The organism is Pseudomonas ovata (assembly GCF_003131185.1).
Classification (GTDB): domain Bacteria; phylum Pseudomonadota; class Gammaproteobacteria; order Pseudomonadales; family Pseudomonadaceae; genus Aquipseudomonas; species Aquipseudomonas ovata.
Window position 1 is genome coordinate 76,596 of the sequence record NZ_QFFU01000023.1, and the last position, 17,414, is coordinate 94,009.

17 protein-coding genes are annotated in these 17,414 nt (G+C 63.9%); 9 read left to right on the top strand and 8 right to left on the bottom strand.

Annotated elements, in window-relative coordinates:
• Nucleotides 1-30: 30 nt before the first annotated feature.
• The 8 genes from DGA31_RS23440 to cobG all read right to left on the bottom strand — a co-directional run bounded on the left by DGA31_RS23440 (nucleotide 31) and on the right by cobG (nucleotide 7,842).
• A complete protein-coding gene (locus DGA31_RS23440; RefSeq protein ID WP_109514144.1) occupies nucleotides 31-828 on the bottom strand; it encodes a hypothetical protein in 798 nt (265 codons plus the stop codon).
• A 162-nt stretch (nucleotides 829-990) separates the two neighbouring features.
• The gene (locus DGA31_RS23445; RefSeq protein ID WP_109514145.1) at nucleotides 991-1,620 is read right to left on the bottom strand and encodes a hypothetical protein; all 630 of its coding nucleotides are present in this window, start codon (nucleotides 1,618-1,620) and stop codon (nucleotides 991-993) included.
• Nucleotides 1,617-2,282 (bottom strand): hypothetical protein, encoded by a 666-nt coding sequence (locus DGA31_RS23450; RefSeq protein ID WP_109514146.1) that lies wholly within the window; start codon nucleotides 2,280-2,282, stop codon nucleotides 1,617-1,619. The genes DGA31_RS23445 and DGA31_RS23450 overlap by 4 nt, the downstream gene beginning before the upstream one ends.
• Before the next feature lie 25 nt (nucleotides 2,283-2,307).
• Nucleotides 2,308-3,096, bottom strand: coding sequence for a hypothetical protein (locus DGA31_RS23455; protein ID WP_109514147.1), 789 nt, complete (start codon nucleotides 3,094-3,096; stop codon nucleotides 2,308-2,310).
• 379 nt (nucleotides 3,097-3,475) lie between these two features.
• Complete coding sequence (gene cobJ / locus DGA31_RS23460; RefSeq protein WP_109514148.1) at nucleotides 3,476-5,149, bottom strand: precorrin-3B C(17)-methyltransferase; 1,674 nt, start codon at nucleotides 5,147-5,149, stop codon at nucleotides 3,476-3,478.
• A complete protein-coding gene (locus DGA31_RS23465; RefSeq protein ID WP_109514149.1) occupies nucleotides 5,149-5,880 on the bottom strand; it encodes a precorrin-2 C(20)-methyltransferase in 732 nt (243 codons plus the stop codon). Before DGA31_RS23465 ends, cobJ begins: the two co-directional genes overlap by 1 nt.
• Nucleotides 5,880-6,506: a precorrin-8X methylmutase gene (locus tag DGA31_RS23470; protein WP_056840724.1), complete on the bottom strand. Its 627-nt coding sequence runs from the start codon at nucleotides 6,504-6,506 to the stop codon at nucleotides 5,880-5,882. Before DGA31_RS23470 ends, DGA31_RS23465 begins: the two co-directional genes overlap by 1 nt.
• Complete coding sequence (cobG, locus tag DGA31_RS23475; RefSeq protein ID WP_109514150.1) at nucleotides 6,499-7,842, bottom strand: precorrin-3B synthase; 1,344 nt, start codon at nucleotides 7,840-7,842, stop codon at nucleotides 6,499-6,501. The genes DGA31_RS23470 and cobG overlap by 8 nt, the downstream gene beginning before the upstream one ends.
• Nucleotides 7,843-8,120: 278 nt before the next feature.
• Here cobG and cbiE point away from each other — a divergent pair, with 278 nt between their 5' ends.
• The 9 genes from cbiE (at nucleotide 8,121) to urtA (ending at nucleotide 17,332) form a co-directional block, all read left to right on the top strand.
• Nucleotides 8,121-9,323, top strand: a complete 1,203-nt coding sequence (gene cbiE / locus DGA31_RS23485; RefSeq protein WP_109514167.1) for a precorrin-6y C5,15-methyltransferase (decarboxylating) subunit CbiE — start codon at nucleotides 8,121-8,123, stop codon at nucleotides 9,321-9,323.
• A complete protein-coding gene (locus DGA31_RS23490; RefSeq protein ID WP_109514151.1) occupies nucleotides 9,323-10,426 on the top strand; it encodes a cobalt-precorrin-5B (C(1))-methyltransferase in 1,104 nt (367 codons plus the stop codon). The genes cbiE and DGA31_RS23490 overlap by 1 nt, the downstream gene beginning before the upstream one ends.
• The gene (locus tag DGA31_RS23495; protein WP_109514152.1) at nucleotides 10,423-11,157 is read left to right on the top strand and encodes a cobalt-precorrin-6A reductase; all 735 of its coding nucleotides are present in this window, start codon (nucleotides 10,423-10,425) and stop codon (nucleotides 11,155-11,157) included. The genes DGA31_RS23490 and DGA31_RS23495 overlap by 4 nt, the downstream gene beginning before the upstream one ends.
• A gap of 294 nt (nucleotides 11,158-11,451) precedes the next feature.
• On the top strand, nucleotides 11,452-12,462 hold the full coding sequence (locus DGA31_RS23500; protein WP_109514153.1) for an MsnO8 family LLM class oxidoreductase: 1,011 nt from the start codon (nucleotides 11,452-11,454) through the stop codon (nucleotides 12,460-12,462).
• A gap of 329 nt (nucleotides 12,463-12,791) precedes the next feature.
• Nucleotides 12,792-13,013 (top strand): DUF6124 family protein, encoded by a 222-nt coding sequence (locus DGA31_RS23505; RefSeq protein WP_109514154.1) that lies wholly within the window; start codon nucleotides 12,792-12,794, stop codon nucleotides 13,011-13,013.
• Nucleotides 13,014-13,221: 208 nt separating this feature from the next.
• Nucleotides 13,222-13,698, top strand: a complete 477-nt coding sequence (locus DGA31_RS23510; protein WP_109514155.1) for a copper chaperone PCu(A)C — start codon at nucleotides 13,222-13,224, stop codon at nucleotides 13,696-13,698.
• 13 nt (nucleotides 13,699-13,711) lie between these two features.
• Nucleotides 13,712-14,173, top strand: a complete 462-nt coding sequence (locus DGA31_RS23515; protein ID WP_161959223.1) for a DUF2946 domain-containing protein — start codon at nucleotides 13,712-13,714, stop codon at nucleotides 14,171-14,173.
• Between the two features lie 189 nt (nucleotides 14,174-14,362).
• Nucleotides 14,363-15,739: a PepSY-associated TM helix domain-containing protein gene (locus DGA31_RS23520; RefSeq protein ID WP_109514157.1), complete on the top strand. Its 1,377-nt coding sequence runs from the start codon at nucleotides 14,363-14,365 to the stop codon at nucleotides 15,737-15,739.
• A 327-nt stretch (nucleotides 15,740-16,066) separates the two neighbouring features.
• Nucleotides 16,067-17,332: an urea ABC transporter substrate-binding protein gene (urtA, locus tag DGA31_RS23525; RefSeq protein WP_056840714.1), complete on the top strand. Its 1,266-nt coding sequence runs from the start codon at nucleotides 16,067-16,069 to the stop codon at nucleotides 17,330-17,332.
• Nucleotides 17,333-17,414: the final 82 nt, after the last annotated feature.

Sequence of the window (17,414 nt, forward strand, 5' to 3'; positions counted from 1 at the left end):
GCCACTGACATGAGTGGCCCTGTGGGGCAATTAATTCAACCCATTAAAGAAGTCGTCCGCACTGCCTTCGAGATGCTTGAGAATACGCTCTCTATTGCGCTCAAATGTCGCCTTGTTGAACTGAACACCCTTGACCAGCCGGTTAATACTCAAACTGGACGTCGACCACTTCCAGAACAGCGCACCGCCGGATGAGCTTTTGTATACGCAATGCATCGACAGGAGATAAGTAATGGGCGTGCCTGCGCTCGACTCAATGCACGGCATGATTCTGAAACGCGCCAAGGATCCTTTCTTGCTGTTGCCCTCGAACAGCCTCATCAGTGACTCGTCCTTTTGCAGCTTATCGAGAACAATCTCCAGAAGTGCAAGAACACTGGCTTTATTAGGTCCAGCCACGGCACTGATCAGCTCAAGTACTACCGAGTCCATGGTCAGACTTTTATCGGAGGAGGTATAGGAACCGTACTCATGGCCCCCCACGGTCAGCCAGCCGGCAATACGCATGGCCCTGGCGTACTCCGTCAGCCATTGCACAGCGTCCTGGTCGATATCGACCTTGTTGCTGGCAACGGTTTCGGCAAACTCCACGCCCAGCATGACCGCCTCGCGATTCTGTTCACTTACACCGTCGCTAAAAGCAATAATGGCCGGCGCCTCCTTGCTGATCTTGCCGATGTCGTCATCCTCGGCCGGATCGGCCAGTACGTTGAGATCTGCAGGAAACACCGAAGGTTTGCCGCGCGAAGACGCCAGGGGCGGCAGACCGGCAAAGAATAAATCGCACTCTTCCTGAGTGGGCAAATCGTTCATATTGTTATTGTTCATCGTGACGTCCCTTCAATAAATACACATGATCATCATGATCACTGGTTGATGAAGCACAGCGTTGGGCCTATTGCCCGGATGCACATTTCAAGAACGTGCATCCGTCCCGCGCCCGTGGGGTCATTGACATGACAACCGCTTCAACACCGGCTTGAAACACCGCTACAACTCGATCTGGCGAATCACGGCATTGGCCTTGCCCGCCAGATAACTGTGCACTGCCTGGCGTTGCGTGTCGTAGCCCCGAGGGTCAAAGCTATAGCTGCCCCCCTTGAAGTGCATGATCAGGCGCCGCGCGTCCGGTGACGCCTGATCGGTGGAAACGCGCAGGCCACAGAGCAGGACACCGACCTGGCCAGCGCCGGACATTTCGCACGGCACGATCTGGAAACTGCCCATGCGGGCGGACAAGCGACCACCATCGAAATAACTCAGCGCCATCTGTTTAATGCCGAGCCGGACCACGGCATTGCGTACCAGCGCACGAACGTTGTCACTGGCAGTTGCCCCAAGGATCCTGAAGCTGGCGGTGTCAATGTCATCGCGGCTGCTGAGCAGGACCGAATCTTTGACCACCAGGCTTTGCCGCACAAACCCGCATTTTTCCAGACGGTTGCGGTAGTACTGCATCCAGCCATGCCATTGCTGCTGCACATCATGCTGGTGGCTGGCAAACAGATGCGCGTACAGCAATGCATCCTGAATATCGTCACGTTGCGCGGCAGGCACGCCGGGAAAGAAGGCGACCAGGGTGTCGGCATCGCCGACCTGCCCGATAAAATCGGCGTTCATGAAGCGGCTCCCGAGCAGAGCAGTTCATAGACCAGGCCCGACCGACGCTCCTTGAGCGCGGCCACGGTGGCGGCACGACGCGGGGCATAGAGCGCTTCGGATAATTGCAGCCGGTGAAAGCTGAATTCGATATTGCCCTGCAGCAGATTGCAGTCCCACGGTCCGAACAGCGCGCTCCGGTCCAGCGGACGCCGGCAGTCGAAGCGCAGTTGCATCAGGGTCAGGTCATGGTCGTCATCGATCACCCCGACCTGCATGGCCACAGTGGTCGCACCCGGCCCCATGACCTGATCGGTAAACAGCGTGAAGGCGGCATGGTTGAGCAACAGCCTGCTGATGTTGGCCTCGCTGCGCTTGAGCAACTCTGCGCTGACGAACTCGGGCCGCAGTGCATGGGCCAGGCTCCAGAAGCTTGACGGCACCTTGCAGGGAGCAGGTCTTTCAATACGCTGGCTGGCCAGGGAGGCCCAGCCCAGGTACAAGGCAGCCGCCAGCCAGGTGTCTTTCCAGTGCGAATAATCGGTAAACCTGGAGTGTTTCTTCGAGGCTGCAAGTTGTGCGTACAGCGTCGTGTCCAGTACATCCTGAGGGTGCGTGCGGTTGCCATGAAGGAATAACAGGCACCCGGCATTGACGATCATGTCACTCAACGGCTTACTCATAAGCTGCTCCCGGCTGGCCAATCGATCAGATGTCGAATGCTTCGATGTTCCGGCGGGCATCGGCCGTCAGTTTCCTACGGACATCGGCCTGCACGCTTTCATAATGGCGACGGTTGAAACGCAGGTTATAACTGGCGCCATACACTTCGGCCTCCCCGCGGCCCCAACTGACGAACAACACATTGACGGCCTGGCTGCTGGAGCGGAAGTTGACCGAGCTGACCACCATGTTGACCACGCCGTCATCGGACTCGTCGCAGGCACCGACACGGAAGTTGGCACCCTGCTGGTGCTTGCTCTGGCGTTCGAACAGGCGCAGCGGTTGATCGCTGGTGCGCAACCTGTCGATCATGCGCGTCGCCGTGCCGATCATGATGGCCGATGTAGGGCCCGGCAGGGTGGCGGCGAGCAGGGCTGTCTTCAGCATGTCCAGGACGATACGGTCCATGGACAGGGTCTGGGACTCGTTGCCGGCCTGGTAATACTTCAACTCGGCAGGCGCCCAGCCGAGGAAGCTCAGCACTTCGTTGTACTTGGCAAACCACTCGGTGTTCTGCTGTTCGGGATTGAACGCCTTGTTGGCGACCAGCGTGGCAAACAGCATGCAGTCGTTGACGTCTTCGATCACTTCAGCGGAAGTGCCCGGGGTGAATGCCAGCAAGTTGCTGTCGACCACCACCCCCTTGGCCAGTTCGTCGGTGGTGACCGGCGCGTCCTGAACGAACAGGGCCGAAGGTGGCGGGCAACTTTCCAGTTCGCAGTTGGCAATGTATTGACGACGCGATTCGACATCCATTTCTTTAAACGGGCTCATATTTTACAGTCCTTGTTAGTTGTTTGATCCCCTTGCGGGTCAAGCAAAAGACTAGCAAGCGGACTTTTTACCCGCCACTGCCAAGTTGCAGCATCGCCCATACAGAAGCTGTAGGAATTTGAAAGTAAACAGCAACACATCATGTAGGAATTTTAATCAGCCCAATCTATTTCGTGATTTATCAAGCTATTAAGAAGCCCATCGACAACGTTTGACAAATACTCATCAAATCAGCGCAGCGACTTTATTAAACGTGCTCGGCAGGCCGTATGGAAAATATCCCTTATCGCAGGTCATCTTTCCATATTATTGACATGTCATTTCCTACAACATCCAAGGAAAGAAGGCCGGCAAAGGCAAACTGCCGGCCTTGGTCTTGCTATGGTTTATTGCCATACCAACGCGGCGTATACACCCATTGCCCGCCACCGGCGCGGGCAAAGGTGCAGGTGGTGGACGAACCGATCAGCACCATGGTGCGCATGTCGACCTGTTCGGGGGTCAGTTCGCCCAGCGTGATGATGCGCAGGGTCTGGCCGGGGCGGCCGATGTCGCGGCCCAGGGTCACAGGCGTCTCTGGGGTGCGGTGCTGGCGCACGATTTCCAGCGCCCGGCCCAGTTGCCAGGGGCGCGAGCGGGAGATGGGGTTGTAGAAGGCCAGCGCCAGGTCGGCCTGGGCCGCGAGGTCCAGGCGGCGTTCGATGATGTCCCAGGGCTTGAGGTTGTCCGACAGCGACATCACACAGAAATCATGCCCCAGCGGCGCGCCGGCCTGGGCGGCGGTGGCCAGGCTGGCCGAGACACCGGGCAGCATTTGCAGCTCGACGGCATGCCAGTCGGCATGGGCGGCATCGTCCGCCACTTCATGCAGGGCTTCGAGCACGGCGGCGGCCATGGCAAACACGCCCGGGTCGCCGGATGACACCACCACCACCGAACGGCCTTGTGCCGCCAGTTCAAAAGCATGCCGGGCGCGCTGCATTTCTTCGCGGTTATCAGTGCAGTGCAGCACCTGGTCCTCACGGAAGGGGCCGGCCATGCGCACATAGGTTTCATAGCCCAGTACATCCGTGGCGCGGGCCAGCTCGGCCTTGACCGCCGGCACCATCAGTTCAGCCGCGCCCGGCCCCAGGCCGATGACCGCCAGCCGCCCCCGGCGCTGGCCGATACGCTCGACATCCAGCGGTGCGGCGCCTACACCAATGGCCAGCCCGTCATGCAGGGATATCTGCAACGGTACGTCTGCCTGGCCAAACCGCACCGGCACCTGCAAGTCGGCAGCGGCCTGGTGCAGCCGCGCATCAGCCATCGATGAAATGTCAGCCAGCAGGCAGGCCAGCGACTGCGCGGCAATGCCGTCCTGATGCAAGGCCGTGCGTACACGAACCGCCAGGTCATCGGTGACCTGCCCGACCTCCACCAGTACATTGCGCGGGTAGATCAGCAACTCATCGGCGGCCGGCGCGCGCTCGGCATGGCCGACATGGATCGAGCGGGCGGCCTGTGGATCTTCGGGCAGGCGCGCCGCGCCCAGCCAGGGGGCCTGGCCTTCGATGCGCACCGTTTCACCGGCCAGCAGGTCAGAGACAAAGCGCTTGCCCTGCTCCAGGTCGCCCAGCACGTAGCCCTCGGGCGGGTTGAGCAGGCAGGTGCCAAAACGCAGCTCGCCACTGGTGGTAATCGCCGGGGTCACCTGCAGGTGCGCGGCGATCGTGCGGGCCATGACGTTGACCCCGCCCAGCCCGCCCAGCAGCGGCACCACGGCGCTGCCGTCCTCGGCCACGGCCAGCACCGGCGGCTCGGCGCCCTTTTCCAGCAGCAACGGCGCGAGCGTACGGATCACGATACCGGCCGCACACAAGGCGATGATGGGCGTGTTCTGTTGATACAGCTGACGCAGGGTCGCGCCAAAGTCGTCGTAAGTGACGTCGGCGCCTTGCACCCGCTCGCTCAGGCCATGAACCCGCGCGCCCGGATACAACTGCTGGATACGTTGCGCCGTGGCCAGGCTGCCGTTGCCGAGGATGACCAGGGCCGGGAGGTTATGGGCCATCAGCCTTGCCACCTTTCACCGGGAACAATGATCAACGAGAAGTACGGCGACGACATCGGGTCGACCTCATCAAGTGGCACGATCTTCTGGTTACTCATGGTGGCCCGCTCGACGTACAGGGCCCGGCTCGCCAGTCCCAGCTCGGCCAGCACCTGGCGCACCTTGGGAAAGTTGCGCCCCAGTTTCATGATCACCGCGGCGTCGGCATCGGCCAGCTTGTGCTTGAGTTCGTCATGCGACAGCACCCCCGACAGCACCGACAGGCTCTGGTTGCGGTATACCAGCGGCACGCCCAGCACCGAGGCGCCGCCGAGCATCGAGCACACGCCAGGGATCACCTCGGCCAGGTACTGTTCGGCCAGGCGATCGTGCAGGTACATGTAGGAGCCATAGAAGAACGGATCGCCTTCGCAGATCACCGCCACGTCGCGTCCGGCATCCAGGTGCGCGGCCACGTCCAGACTGGCCTGGTCGTAGAAATCGCTGATCACCTGTTCATATGAAAGCGGTGCAGGCAGCGCCTCGGTGGTCACCGGGTACACCAGCGGCAGCAGGGTCTGGGCTTCCTGCAGATGCCCTTCGATGATGCCGAAGGCATTGCCCTTCTTGCCCTTGGCCACGAAATACGCCACCACCGGCGACTCGCGCAGCAGGCGCAGGGCCTTGACGGTAATCAGCTCCGGGTCGCCGGGGCCCACGCCCAGCCCGATCAGTTTGCCACGCGCCTGCATCACTCGACCTCCGTGGCCAGGGCGTTGACCGCCGCCACCGCCATGGCGCTGCCACCGCGCCGGCCTTCGACGATCACGAACGGCACGCCACGACTGTCGGCCGCCAGCATCGCCTTGGACTCGGCCGCGCCGACAAAGCCCACCGGAAAGCCGATGATCAACGCAGGCTTCGGTGCGCCGGCATCGAGCATCTCCAGCAGGTAGAACAGGGCGGTCGGCGCGTTGCCGATCACCACCACGCTGCCTTCGAGGTGCTCGCGCCAACGCTCCAGGGCCACTGCCGAACGGGTGTTGCCCAGGGCCTTGGCCAGTTCCGGCACGCCGTCGTCGTGCAGGGTGCAGATGATCGGGTTATTGGCCGGCAGCCGCGAACGGGTAATGCCCTCGGAGACCATGCGCGCATCGCACAGGATCGGCGCCCCGGCGGCCAGCGCCTGGCGGCCGGCGGCGCCAGCCCCCTCGGAAAAGCGCAGGTGTTCGATCACATCGACCATGCCGCAGGCATGAATCACTCGCACGGCGAGTTTTTCCAGGTCGGCGGGAATGGTCTCCAGCCGCGCTTCGGCGCGGATGATCGCGAAGGAATTGCGATAAATTTCCTGACCATCGCGGATGTAATCAATCATGCAGTGCAGCTCCTGAGCCGGCGTTCAAAAATGCGCCGGCTGCGTCAATTGTAAGGTGGCGGGCGCGCAGCACACCGAAGCCCGGGTGCTGCGCGTCTCGCTGGTAAAGATCATAAAGGCCGGGTGCCACCGCCAGCAGGGTCAGCGGCGCCACATGAGCGCTGGCACATGAGCGCGGGCAACCGCTCAGGTGCACGGCCGTACCCTCCGGCAGGTGTCCGGCCAGGGCCAGGGCATCGGCCTTGGTGTCGGCCAGACCCTTGGCGCAACCGGCCGAGCCCGTGCAGGCCACCAGCCGCGCCAGGGGTTGTGCGGCATCGGTCAGCAGCCCGGCCGCCTGCAAGGCCGCCAGCAAGTCCGGTGCGCGGGTGGCGGGCACATTGGGCAGCAGCAGGCTTTGCCAAGGCGTCAGGTGCAGGCTGGCATCGCCATACGCCTCGGCCAGACGGGCAACCTTGCGCAGCAACTCGCTGTCCAGCCGTCCCAGTGGCGGGGCGGCACCCACGGCCACCTGCGCGGCCTGCGCCTGTGGATAAAGGCCCAGATGCCGGCCGTCTGCTGCCGCCGGACGCTGCCAGCCGCACACCGCCGCATCGCGGCGCAGCGGCGGGTCGAGACGCGGCACCAGGTGCTGCAAGAAGGCCTCGGCCGGCACGTCCTGCAACAACTGACGCATACGCGCCTGATCGGGCCGCGCCAGGTCCAGGAACAGCGTCAGCACCGCCATCACCAGGTCATGCCCCTGCGCCAGCGGCACCGCTGCCAGCGGCCGGTCGTGTGCCGGGCAACCCGCCAGGCCGAAGCCCAGCCATGGCTGACCGTCGAGCATCAAGGCCGACAACCACAGGTCGTGATGATGTTCGAGCATCGCCAAGCCTTCGCCGCCGTCCAGTGACACGGCGAACTTGGCTGACAGTTCATGCAGGCGCGGACGGTTTTCCAGCGAGGCCAGCACTTGCGCCGCCAGCGGCCGGGTATCGCACAGCATCAATGGGTCAAGCCCGGCCGTGGGGCTGAGCATCAGGTTGCGCACATCGTCGCTGGCCGGGTTGGCCGGGCCGCAGCCGGCGGCCATCAGCTCGCCGGCCAGGGCCTGGTGATCGCCGTCGATGCCGCGAATCTGCAGGTTGGCCCGATTGGTCAGCTCAATCACGCCTTGGGCATGTTGCTCGGCCGCCGTGGCCACCGCCAGCGCCTGCGCCTGGCCAAGCACGCCACCGGCCAGCTTGATGCGACAGATGCCACCGTCGCGCGCCGCGACGATACGCAGCAACCCCGGACAGGCCGAGGGGCGCGGTGTGGCGATTGCAGGGCGAACGGACTGCGGCTCGTTCAAGGGGTCACCGATGCGAACTTGCGGGATAAGACAGGGGAATGCGGCAGACACATGGGTGCCTCTAAAAACGTAGGCGAGGCAGTCAGCGCAAGGCAAAAACAGGCGAAAAAGCGGAGTTTACAGGTTGTAAATGAGCATTTTGAGCCTGTTTTTAACGCAGCGATGACAACGCAGGTAGTTTTTAGAGGTGCCCACATGTGCCTGACAGGCGCGGTATTATGCCTGCTTTGGCGGCAGGCATGAAAAACGCTCTGTCGGAAGTTCGCATCGAGGTCGTTATGACACCCTGGCTCACTGTGGTTGGAATTGGCGAAGACGGCTACAAGGGCCTGGGGCGCCAGGCCCGGCATGCCCTGCTCAAGGCTGCGCAAGTGTTCGGCAGCACACGTCAGCTCGACCTGCTGCCGCCGTGCATTGCCGCGCAGCGGCACGCCTGGCCCAGTCCGTTTTCCTTGAATGCCGTGTTGCAGCGCCGGGGTACGCCGGTGTGCGTGCTGGCCAGCGGCGACCCGATGCTGTTCGGCGTCGGCGTCAGTCTGTCGCGGGTGGTGGCGCTGGATGAAATGAGCGTGCTGTCGGCGCCCTCGTCCTATTCCCTGGCGGCGGCGCGCATGGGTTGGGCCTTGCAGGATGTGGTCATGCTGTCAGTGGTCGCCCGCCCCCTGGCCGCTGTCAGCGCGTATCTGCATCACGGCATGCGCCTGCTGGTGCTGAGCAACGACAGCACCAGCCCGGCCGCGCTGGCGGTGCTGTTGCGCGAGCGCGGCTTCGGCCCCAGCCACATGACCGTGCTGGAGCACCTGGGTGGCACGGTCGAGCGCCGGGTCGAGGGCGCCGCCTGCGACTGGGGCACACCCGAGATCGCCGCCCTGAACCTGGTGGCCATCGACTGCCGCGCCGAGCCTGGCACACTGCGCCTGAGCCCGCTGGCCGGTCTGCCGGACCATGCTTATGCGCATGACGGCCAGTTGACCAAGCGCGATGTGCGCGCCATGACCCTGGCGCGCCTGGCGCCGGTGCCGGGCGAGCTGCTGTGGGACGTCGGCGCCGGCTGCGGCTCGATCGGCATCGAATGGATGCGCGCCCACCCGACCTGCCGCGCCCTGGCCATCGAGGCCGACGAAGGCCGCCAGCAACTGATCGAACTCAACCGCGACACCCTGGGCGTACCGGGCCTGCAACTGGTGCGCGGCGCCGCGCCCGAGGCCCTGGCCGGGCTGGAAAGCCCGGACGCCATCTTCATTGGCGGCGGCGTCACCCGCCCCGGTGTGCTGGAGGCCTGCTGGGAGCGCTTGCGCTCCGGTGGCCGGCTGGTAGCCAATGCCGTGACCCTGCAAAGCGAAGCCGCCCTGATGGCCTGGCGTGAACAGCATGGCGGCGAACTGACCCGTCTGCAGGTCGCCCACGCCAAACCCCTGGGTGAATTCGACACCTGGCGCCAGGCACTGCCGATCACTTTGCTGGACCTGGTCAAACCCTGATGCGCGAAGAAACCGCCGAACAACCCGCCCCCCTGCGCAGCGGCCTGACCACCGGCAGCTGCGCCACCGCCACCAGCCTGGCGGCTGCACGCCTGCTGCTGACCGGGCAGGCCTGCGACGCGGTACAGATCACCCTGCCCAAGGGCAAGCAGGTGCAGATGCGCCTGGAGTTCTGTCGGCCACTGGACGGCGGCGCTGAAGCCGCCACGATCAAGGACGCCGGCGACGACCCGGACGTGACCCACGGCGCCCTGGTGTTTGCGCACGTACGGCTGACCGGCGAACCCGGCGTGCGCTTTCTGGCGGGACGCGGCGTGGGCACCGTGACCCGCCCGGGACTGGTGCTGGGCGTTGGCGAGCCGGCGATCAACCCGGTGCCACGGCGCATGATGAGCGAGCATTTGCAGGGGTTGGCCGATGAGCATGGCCATGCCGGCGGCTTCGAAGTGACCATCGGCGTGCAGGACGGCGAGGCCCTGGCGCTGAAGACCATGAACCCGCGCCTGGGCATTCTCGGCGGCCTGTCGATCCTGGGCACCAGCGGCATCGTGCGGCCGTTTTCCTGTGCGGCCTACATCGCCTCGATCCAGCAAGGCATCGATGTTGCTGCCACCAACGGCTACCGGCACATCGCCGCCTGCACCGGCAACGCCAGCGAAGACACCATGCGCCGGGTCTACGGCATTCCCGACATTGCCTTGATCGAAATGGGCGACTTCGTCGGTGCAGTGCTCAAGCATGTGCGCAAGGTGCCGGTGGACACGCTCAGCCTGTGCGGCGGCTTTGGCAAGATCAGCAAGCTGGCCGCCCGGCACATGGACCTGCACAGCCGCCACTCCAGCATCGACCTGCCGCAACTGGCGCGCTGGGCCGCCGATGTCGGCGCCGATGCCGCCTTGCAACAGCTCATCTGCGAAGCCAACACCAGCCAGCAGGCCCTGGCGTTGTGCAGCGCCGCCGGCGTGCCGCTGGGCGATGCGGTGTGCGCTCATGCCCTGGCCTTCGCCCGCAGTGTGGTGCCGGCCAGCGTGACGGTGGAAGTCTTCGCCATCGACCGCCAGGGCGGCATCGTCGGGCATGCCACCCAAGGAACCCTGAAATGAACCGTATCCTGCTGCTTGGCGGTGTTACCGAAGCCCTGGCCATTGCCCGTACCCTGGGGCCTGAGCATATCTACAGCCTGGCCGGCGTAGGCCGGGTGCCCACCGACCTGACCTGCCAGGTGCGGGTCGGCGGCTATGGCGGCGCCGAAGGGCTGGCGCGATTCATCGATGCGCAAGGCATCGACCTGCTGCTGGACGCCACCCATCCCTATGCCGCGCAGATGAGCCACAACGCAGCGACTGCCGCGCAACTGACCGGCGTACCCTGCTGGGCCTTGCGCCGCCCGGCCTGGCAACCCGGCCCCGATGACGACTGGCGCGAAGTGGCCGACTGGGCTGAACTGACCCAGGCGCTGACACCCTTCCAACGGCCTTTCTTCACCCTGGGCCGCGAACCCCTGCAGCATCTGGACGACATTCCGGCCCGGCAATTCTGGACACTGCGCGCCCTGGACAGCGTCCCTGGTAACGCACGCTGCGACATCATCGCTGCCCGCGGGCCGTTTCACCTGGATGAAGAACGGGCGCTGTTCGAGCAGCGCCGCATCGATGTGCTGATCAGCAAGAACAGCGGCAGCCTGTCCACCGAACCCAAGCTGCAAGTGGCCCGTGAGCGCGCAATACCGGTGCTGATCCTCAAGCGCCCGCCGCTGCCGGCGGTGGACCGGGAGCTGGAGAGCGTGGCAGCGGTGCTGGCAGCCCTGTCGCAGGACGGCCATCCAGGCGGGTAGGAGAACCCGCCGCCTTGGCGCCGCGCCAAGGCGGCACGCTGTCGCGCAGCAGATCAAGTGGTGCTTTTTAAAATGGATGAAATCAGTCAGTTATTTTGTAGTTGATGAACGCGCTACCGGCGCTCGCTTGCTGTGCTGAAACAGCAATAGACCTTGGCAGGCAAGACGCATAGCTGCCCTGTACTCACCTGCATTTTTCAAAGGATCGCTGGCACTTTTGCCCAGGCCTGGTCGGCGCCCCGGCAACAGCCGTTATCATCGTCACTGCCCTTATCACCCGACAGGACCCACCCCGTGCCCTTACGCTTGACCGTGATCGACCAGACGCCTGTGCACGGCGACCGCCCCGCGCTGGCGGCACCCCGTACCTCCGTAGAACTGGCCGTGGCCTGCGAGGGCTTTGGCTATCACCGCTACTGGCTGGCCGAGCACCACGACAGCGTGCAATTTGCAGGGACCGCCCCGGAAATCCTGCTGACCCGCGTGGCCAGCGCCACACAGACCCTGCGCGTGGGCAGCGGCGGCGTGATGCTCAGCCACTACAGCCCGTTCAAGGTGGCTGAAACCTTTGCCCTGCTGGGCAGCCTGTTTCCCGGACGCATCGACCTGGGCATCGGCCGCGCACCGGGCGGCGGCCAGCTCAGCGCCCGCGCCCTGGCCTCGGGTATGCCGGGGCACAGCCAGGATTTTGCCCGTCAGGCCGCCGAGCTGTGCGCGTTTCTGCGTGGCACCCTGCCGTCCAGCCATCCGTTTGCCAGCCTGCACTGCCCGGTCGATGATCAGACCCGGCCTTCGCTGTGGATGCTGGGCTCCAGCGGGGCCAGTGCCGCCCTGGCCGGGCAACTGGGCATGGGCCTGGCGCTGGCACGCTTCATTGCGCCGGACACCTGCGACCCGGTGATCTTCGAGCATCACGCTCAGGCGTTCAGCGCTGCCGGCCACGGTCAAACACCACCACGCCTGCTGGCCCTGGCCGTGATCTGTGCGCCCACCGACAAGCAGGCCCGCCTTATTGCCACCACCGCGGCCTATCGCAAACTGTCCAGCGGCCAGCGCCCACAACAACCCTTGCTCAGCCCCGAAGACGTCATGGACCGCTACCGGGACATGACGCCAGAGCAGAAGCAGGCGTTCGACCAGACCCTGGACGCCATGGTGGTCGGCTCGCCCGCCACCTGCCGCCGGCAGATCCTGGCGCTGGCCGAACGGTTCGGCAGCGAGGAGATCGGCATTGTCACCGTGACCCATGCGTTCGAGGCGCGGCGGGCCAGTTATCGATTGCTGGCGCAGGCCCTACAAGGCTGAACAGGGCGCATGACGGTTACTTGCACTGACGAAATCGTCTTTTTCCGGCAGCCGTTTCCCTTTTCATTGTGCGAACTTTCCGAGAAAATCCCCGGCCCTTGCGTGGGTCATTTATCGGCACTAGGCTGCTTTCGTCGCTGAACATCAGCGATCGGGATTAGCAGCCTGTTGGTAAGATGAATGCGCAAGTTTGCTTATGGCGGCTTTGCGTGGGGCACCTTCGGGTGCGCCGGTCTTGCATCTTTCCACCGGTCTGCTAACCCGCGTCAAAGCCGCCACCCTTGTACGTTTAGCAGCGTTCGTAGGGGGCTCTATTCAGGAATGATGCAATGAGCATAGTAATCCCCGCCCCACCTTCTCTCGAAGACGCCCTGCTACGGGTGTCCGACCTGCTGCGCTGCGCAGCCGCCACGGCCTATGAAAGCGGCGAAAGCCTGTGCGGTTCCAGGCGCGACCTGGCCTTCTCGACCCTGTACCTGATCGACATGGCCAAATCCGTGCTGGACGATTCATTGCAGCGGCTGGAAGCGACCGAGCCACAACCGAACTGATGTTGCTGCAAGGCCCGGCCTGGTGAGCGATAGCGAACGCTGTCAGAGCCCATTGGTGTTTCGCCAGCCGGATCTTGTGTCCCATAACGCGCCGGTCAGCTTCGCCTGATTTTGCGGGCTGGCGCTGTAGAAGTTGACACCCTTGCACTTTTACATCCCCGCCCATTCAGGCTAAATAGCGCACTCCTTCCAGGCCACGGAGCCTGCCATGCTCAACAAGACCCTGCTACTGGCCGCCCTGCTGCTGCCGGCCCTGTTTGCCCAGGCCCATGAATACAAGGCCGGCAACCTGCTGATCGAGCACCCGTGGTCCATGCAGCTGCCGCCCAATGCACCCGCGGTGGCGGCGTATTTCGTCATCGACAACAAGGGCGATGCCGACCGGCTGCTCAGTGTCGACAGCCCCGTCGCCGGCAGCGCCCAGTTGCACGAACATGTGCATGCCGATGGCCTGATGAAGATGCAGCAGGTGCCCAGCGTCGAAGTGCCGGCCGGTGGCCAGGTGCGTTTTGCCCCCATGGCCTATCATGTGATGTTGCTGGACATCAAGGACCGCACGCAGCTGGTCGATGGCCAGCGCTTTGAACTGGTGCTGCATTTTGAAAAGGCCGGCGCCGTGCCTGTGCAGGTCATGGTCCGGAAGCAGCCACCCGAACCCGGCCAGACACCGGCCCACAGCCATTGAGTAACCGCTTGCCGTGAGCGCCCCGCGCCCAGGCCGGGCAGGCACGACCCGACCCCGCCCTCGGCGAGGTACGTGGCTGAGTCTGTTCGCCATGTTGATGATCTTTATCGGTCCGCTGATTTCCCAGTCGATGCCGATGGAGCATCACGCCGGTACGCCCATGCCCACGGCGCATCACGCGCCTGTGGCAGCGGGTGCCGATCACACGCATCACGCCAATGCCCATGATGCCCATGCGGCACAGGCCACCACCGACGCCAGCCGCGCCGCCATGGACCATGCGTTGTGGGCCAAGTGCGGCTATTGCACCTTGCTGTTCGGCTGCCCGGCCCTGCCGCAGGTCCTGGCAATGGTGGCCATTACCCCGCCCAAACCATCGGCTTTCTATGTCGCCCTGACCCGTGCAGGCCATGCGCGGCACACCGTCTTCCTGCATGCCCTGAGCCGCGCCCCGCCACTGTCGACGCTGTCCTGATCCGCTAATCCACGCAGCCCTTGCGGCTGCGCGATCCTGACCGTCAGATGGTAAGCACCATGGCTTTTATCCTTGCTACACCTGTGCGCACCGCTCGCCTGCACCGACAAGCGCCGCCCCCTGTTGCCCATGCCATCGCTGAACACCCGCCCAGGCCGACCTTTTGCCTGCGCGACCGGAGCGTTTGCCATGAAAAAACCTGATCGTACGTTCTATAACCTGGCCTGGCGCTGGCACTTCTACGCCGGGCTGTTCGTGGCCCCTTTCATGATCCTGCTGGCCCTGACCGGGATCATCTACCTGTTCAAGCCGCAGCTCGACACCCTGATGTACCGCGACCTGCTGCAGGTCGATGCCGCGCATCACCGCCTCGATGCCGACCAACTGCAACAGCAGGTGCAGCATGCCTGGCCCCAGGCCACGGTGAGCAAATACATCCCGCCGCTCGATGCCCAGGGCAGCGCGCAGTTCGTGATCCGCGACCAGGGCCGCGAGCTGAACGTGTTCATCAACCCTTACACCGGCACGCTGCTGGGCAGCCAGGACGCCAAGGACAATCTGCAGGCCATCGCCCGTGCGCTGCATGGCGAGTTGATGATCGGCACCCTGGGCGACCGGCTGATCGAGCTGGCCGCCGGCTGGGGCATCATGCTGGTGGTGTCGGGGCTGTACCTGTGGTGGCCACGGGGTAATAACGGCGGTGCCGGCGTACTCTGGCCGCGCCTGTCACGTCGCGGCCGGGCGCTGTGGCGCGACCTGCATGCGGTCACCGGGTTCTGGGGGTCGCTGCTGTTGCTGTTCATGCTGCTCAGTGGCATGACCTGGACCGGTTTCTGGGGCAAGCAGTACGCCGACCTGTGGAACACCTTTCCGGCGGCCATGTGGAATGACGTGCCGCGCTCAACGCAACTGGCCGGCACGCTCAACACCACCAGCGCCCAGACCGTGCCCTGGGCGCTGGAAAATACGCCGCTGCCGCAATCGTCCGGGGATCATGCCGAGCACATGCACCATCATGGTCCGTCCAGCGGGCCGGCCGCGCCCAGGGTAACCCTGCAAGAGGTGGTCGACATCGCCACGCAGCATGGCGTCGAGCCGGGCTACAGCATCACTGCACCGAAAACCGCCGAAGGCGTGTTCACCGTCTCGGTGTTCGCCGACGACCCGCGCAACGACGCCACCCTGCACATCGATCAGTACAGCGGCAAGGTACTGGCGCATGTCGGCTGGCAGCACTACAGCCTGGTGTCCAAGGCCACCGAGGCCGGCGTGATGCTGCACGAAGGCAAGTTCTTCGGCTTGCTCAACCAGCTGTTGATGCTGCTGGTGTGCCTGATGATCCTGCTCGGCTCGGTCAGCGGCCTGGTCATGTGGTGGAAGCGCAGGCCCGAAGGCGGGCTGGGCGTGCCGCCGCTGCGCCATGACCTGCCACGCTGGAAAGGCGCGATGGGGGTCATGTTGGTCCTGGCGATCCTTTTTCCGTTGGTGGGGGCCTCGTTGATCGTCGTGTGGGTATTTGATCGAATCGTGCTTTCACGCTTTGCCAAATCGGCGGCAGCAGCTTAAATTGCAGCAACGGGGCCTGAAGCCGACGAGCGGTTTTGTGATGAATTCCTCACTCGATACGCTTCAGGCCCCGTTCCTTCCCGCTGAATTGCCGCATGGCGATGACCGCTGATCGCGGTTTCACTTGCCCGGCCTTCCCCTTGCACCATTTGCGCTCATTGCACCGTCTTGCGGCTTGCAATGGTGCCGTCGTGGTGCGACCGGTCAGACCAGACCGCTCTGCCACGCACCTGCCTGCCGGTTTTCGTGATTGGGCACAGCCTTTGCTAGCACCTTGTGCAGGCAAATGACTCGCCCTCGATAATTCGAAACAACGGAGCCGTCCCAATGAAGCGTCGCAGTCTGATCAAAGCGTTTACCCTGTCCGCCTCCATCGCCGCGATGGGCATGAGCTGGACCTTGCAGGCGGCAGAAACCATCAAGGTCGGCATCCTGCATTCGCTGTCCGGGACCATGGCCATCTCCGAAACGTCGCTCAAGGACATGGCCTTGATGACCATCGACGAGATCAACGCCAAGGGCGGCGTCAACGGCAAGCAACTGGAGGCAGTGATCGTCGACCCGGCGTCGAACTGGCCGCTGTTCGCGGAAAAAAGCCGTCAGTTGCTGACCCAGGACAAGGTCGCCGTGGTGTTCGGCTGCTGGACCTCGGTGTCGCGCAAGTCGGTGCTGCCGGTGTTCGAAGAACTCAACGGCCTGCTGTTCTACCCGGTGCAGTATGAAGGCGAAGAAATGTCGCCGAACGTGTTCTACACCGGTGCCGCGCCCAACCAGCAGGCGATTCCGGCGGTCGAGTACCTGATGAGCGAAGACGGCGGCGCCGCCAAGCGCTACTTCCTGCTGGGCACCGACTACGTCTACCCGCGCACCACCAACAAGATCCTGCGCGCTTTCCTGCACTCCAAGGGCGTGAAGGACAGCGATATCGAAGAGGTCTACACCCCGTTCGGCCATGCCGACTACCAGACCATCGTCGCCAACATCAAGAAATTCTCGGCCGGCGGCAAGACCGCGGTCATCTCCACCGTCAATGGCGACTCCAACGTGCCGTTCTACAAGGAGCTGGCCAACCAGGGCCTGAAAGCCACCGACGTGCCGGTGGTGGCCTTCTCGGTGGGTGAAGAAGAACTGCGCGGCATCGACACCAAGCCGCTGGTCGGTCACCTGGCCGCCTGGAACTACTTCCAGTCGGTGGATAACCCGGTCAACAAGAAATTCGTCGCCGACTGGAGCGCGTACGCCAAGAAGAAAAACCTGCCGGGTGCTGACAAGGCCGTGACCAACGACCCGATGGAGGCCACCTACGTCGGCATCCACATGTGGGCGCAGGCCGCTGAAAAAGCCAAGTCCACCGAGGTCGACAAGGTCCGCGAAGCCATGGCCGGGCAGACCTTTGCCGCGCCGTCGGGCTTTACCCTGACCATGGACAAGACCAACCACCACCTGCACAAGCCGGTGATGATCGGCGAGGTCGAGGACAACGGCCAGTTCAACGTCGTGTGGCAGACCAAGGAGCCGATCCGCGCCCAGCCCTGGAGCCCGTACATCCCGGGTAACGACAAGAAGCCCGACCATGCGGTGAAGAGCAACTAAGCCACGGCGTCTTGCTGCCCGATGTAGGAGCGCGCTTGCCCGCGACCGAGTGCGCTAGCGCTCGTAAATTCTCGGAAACGCT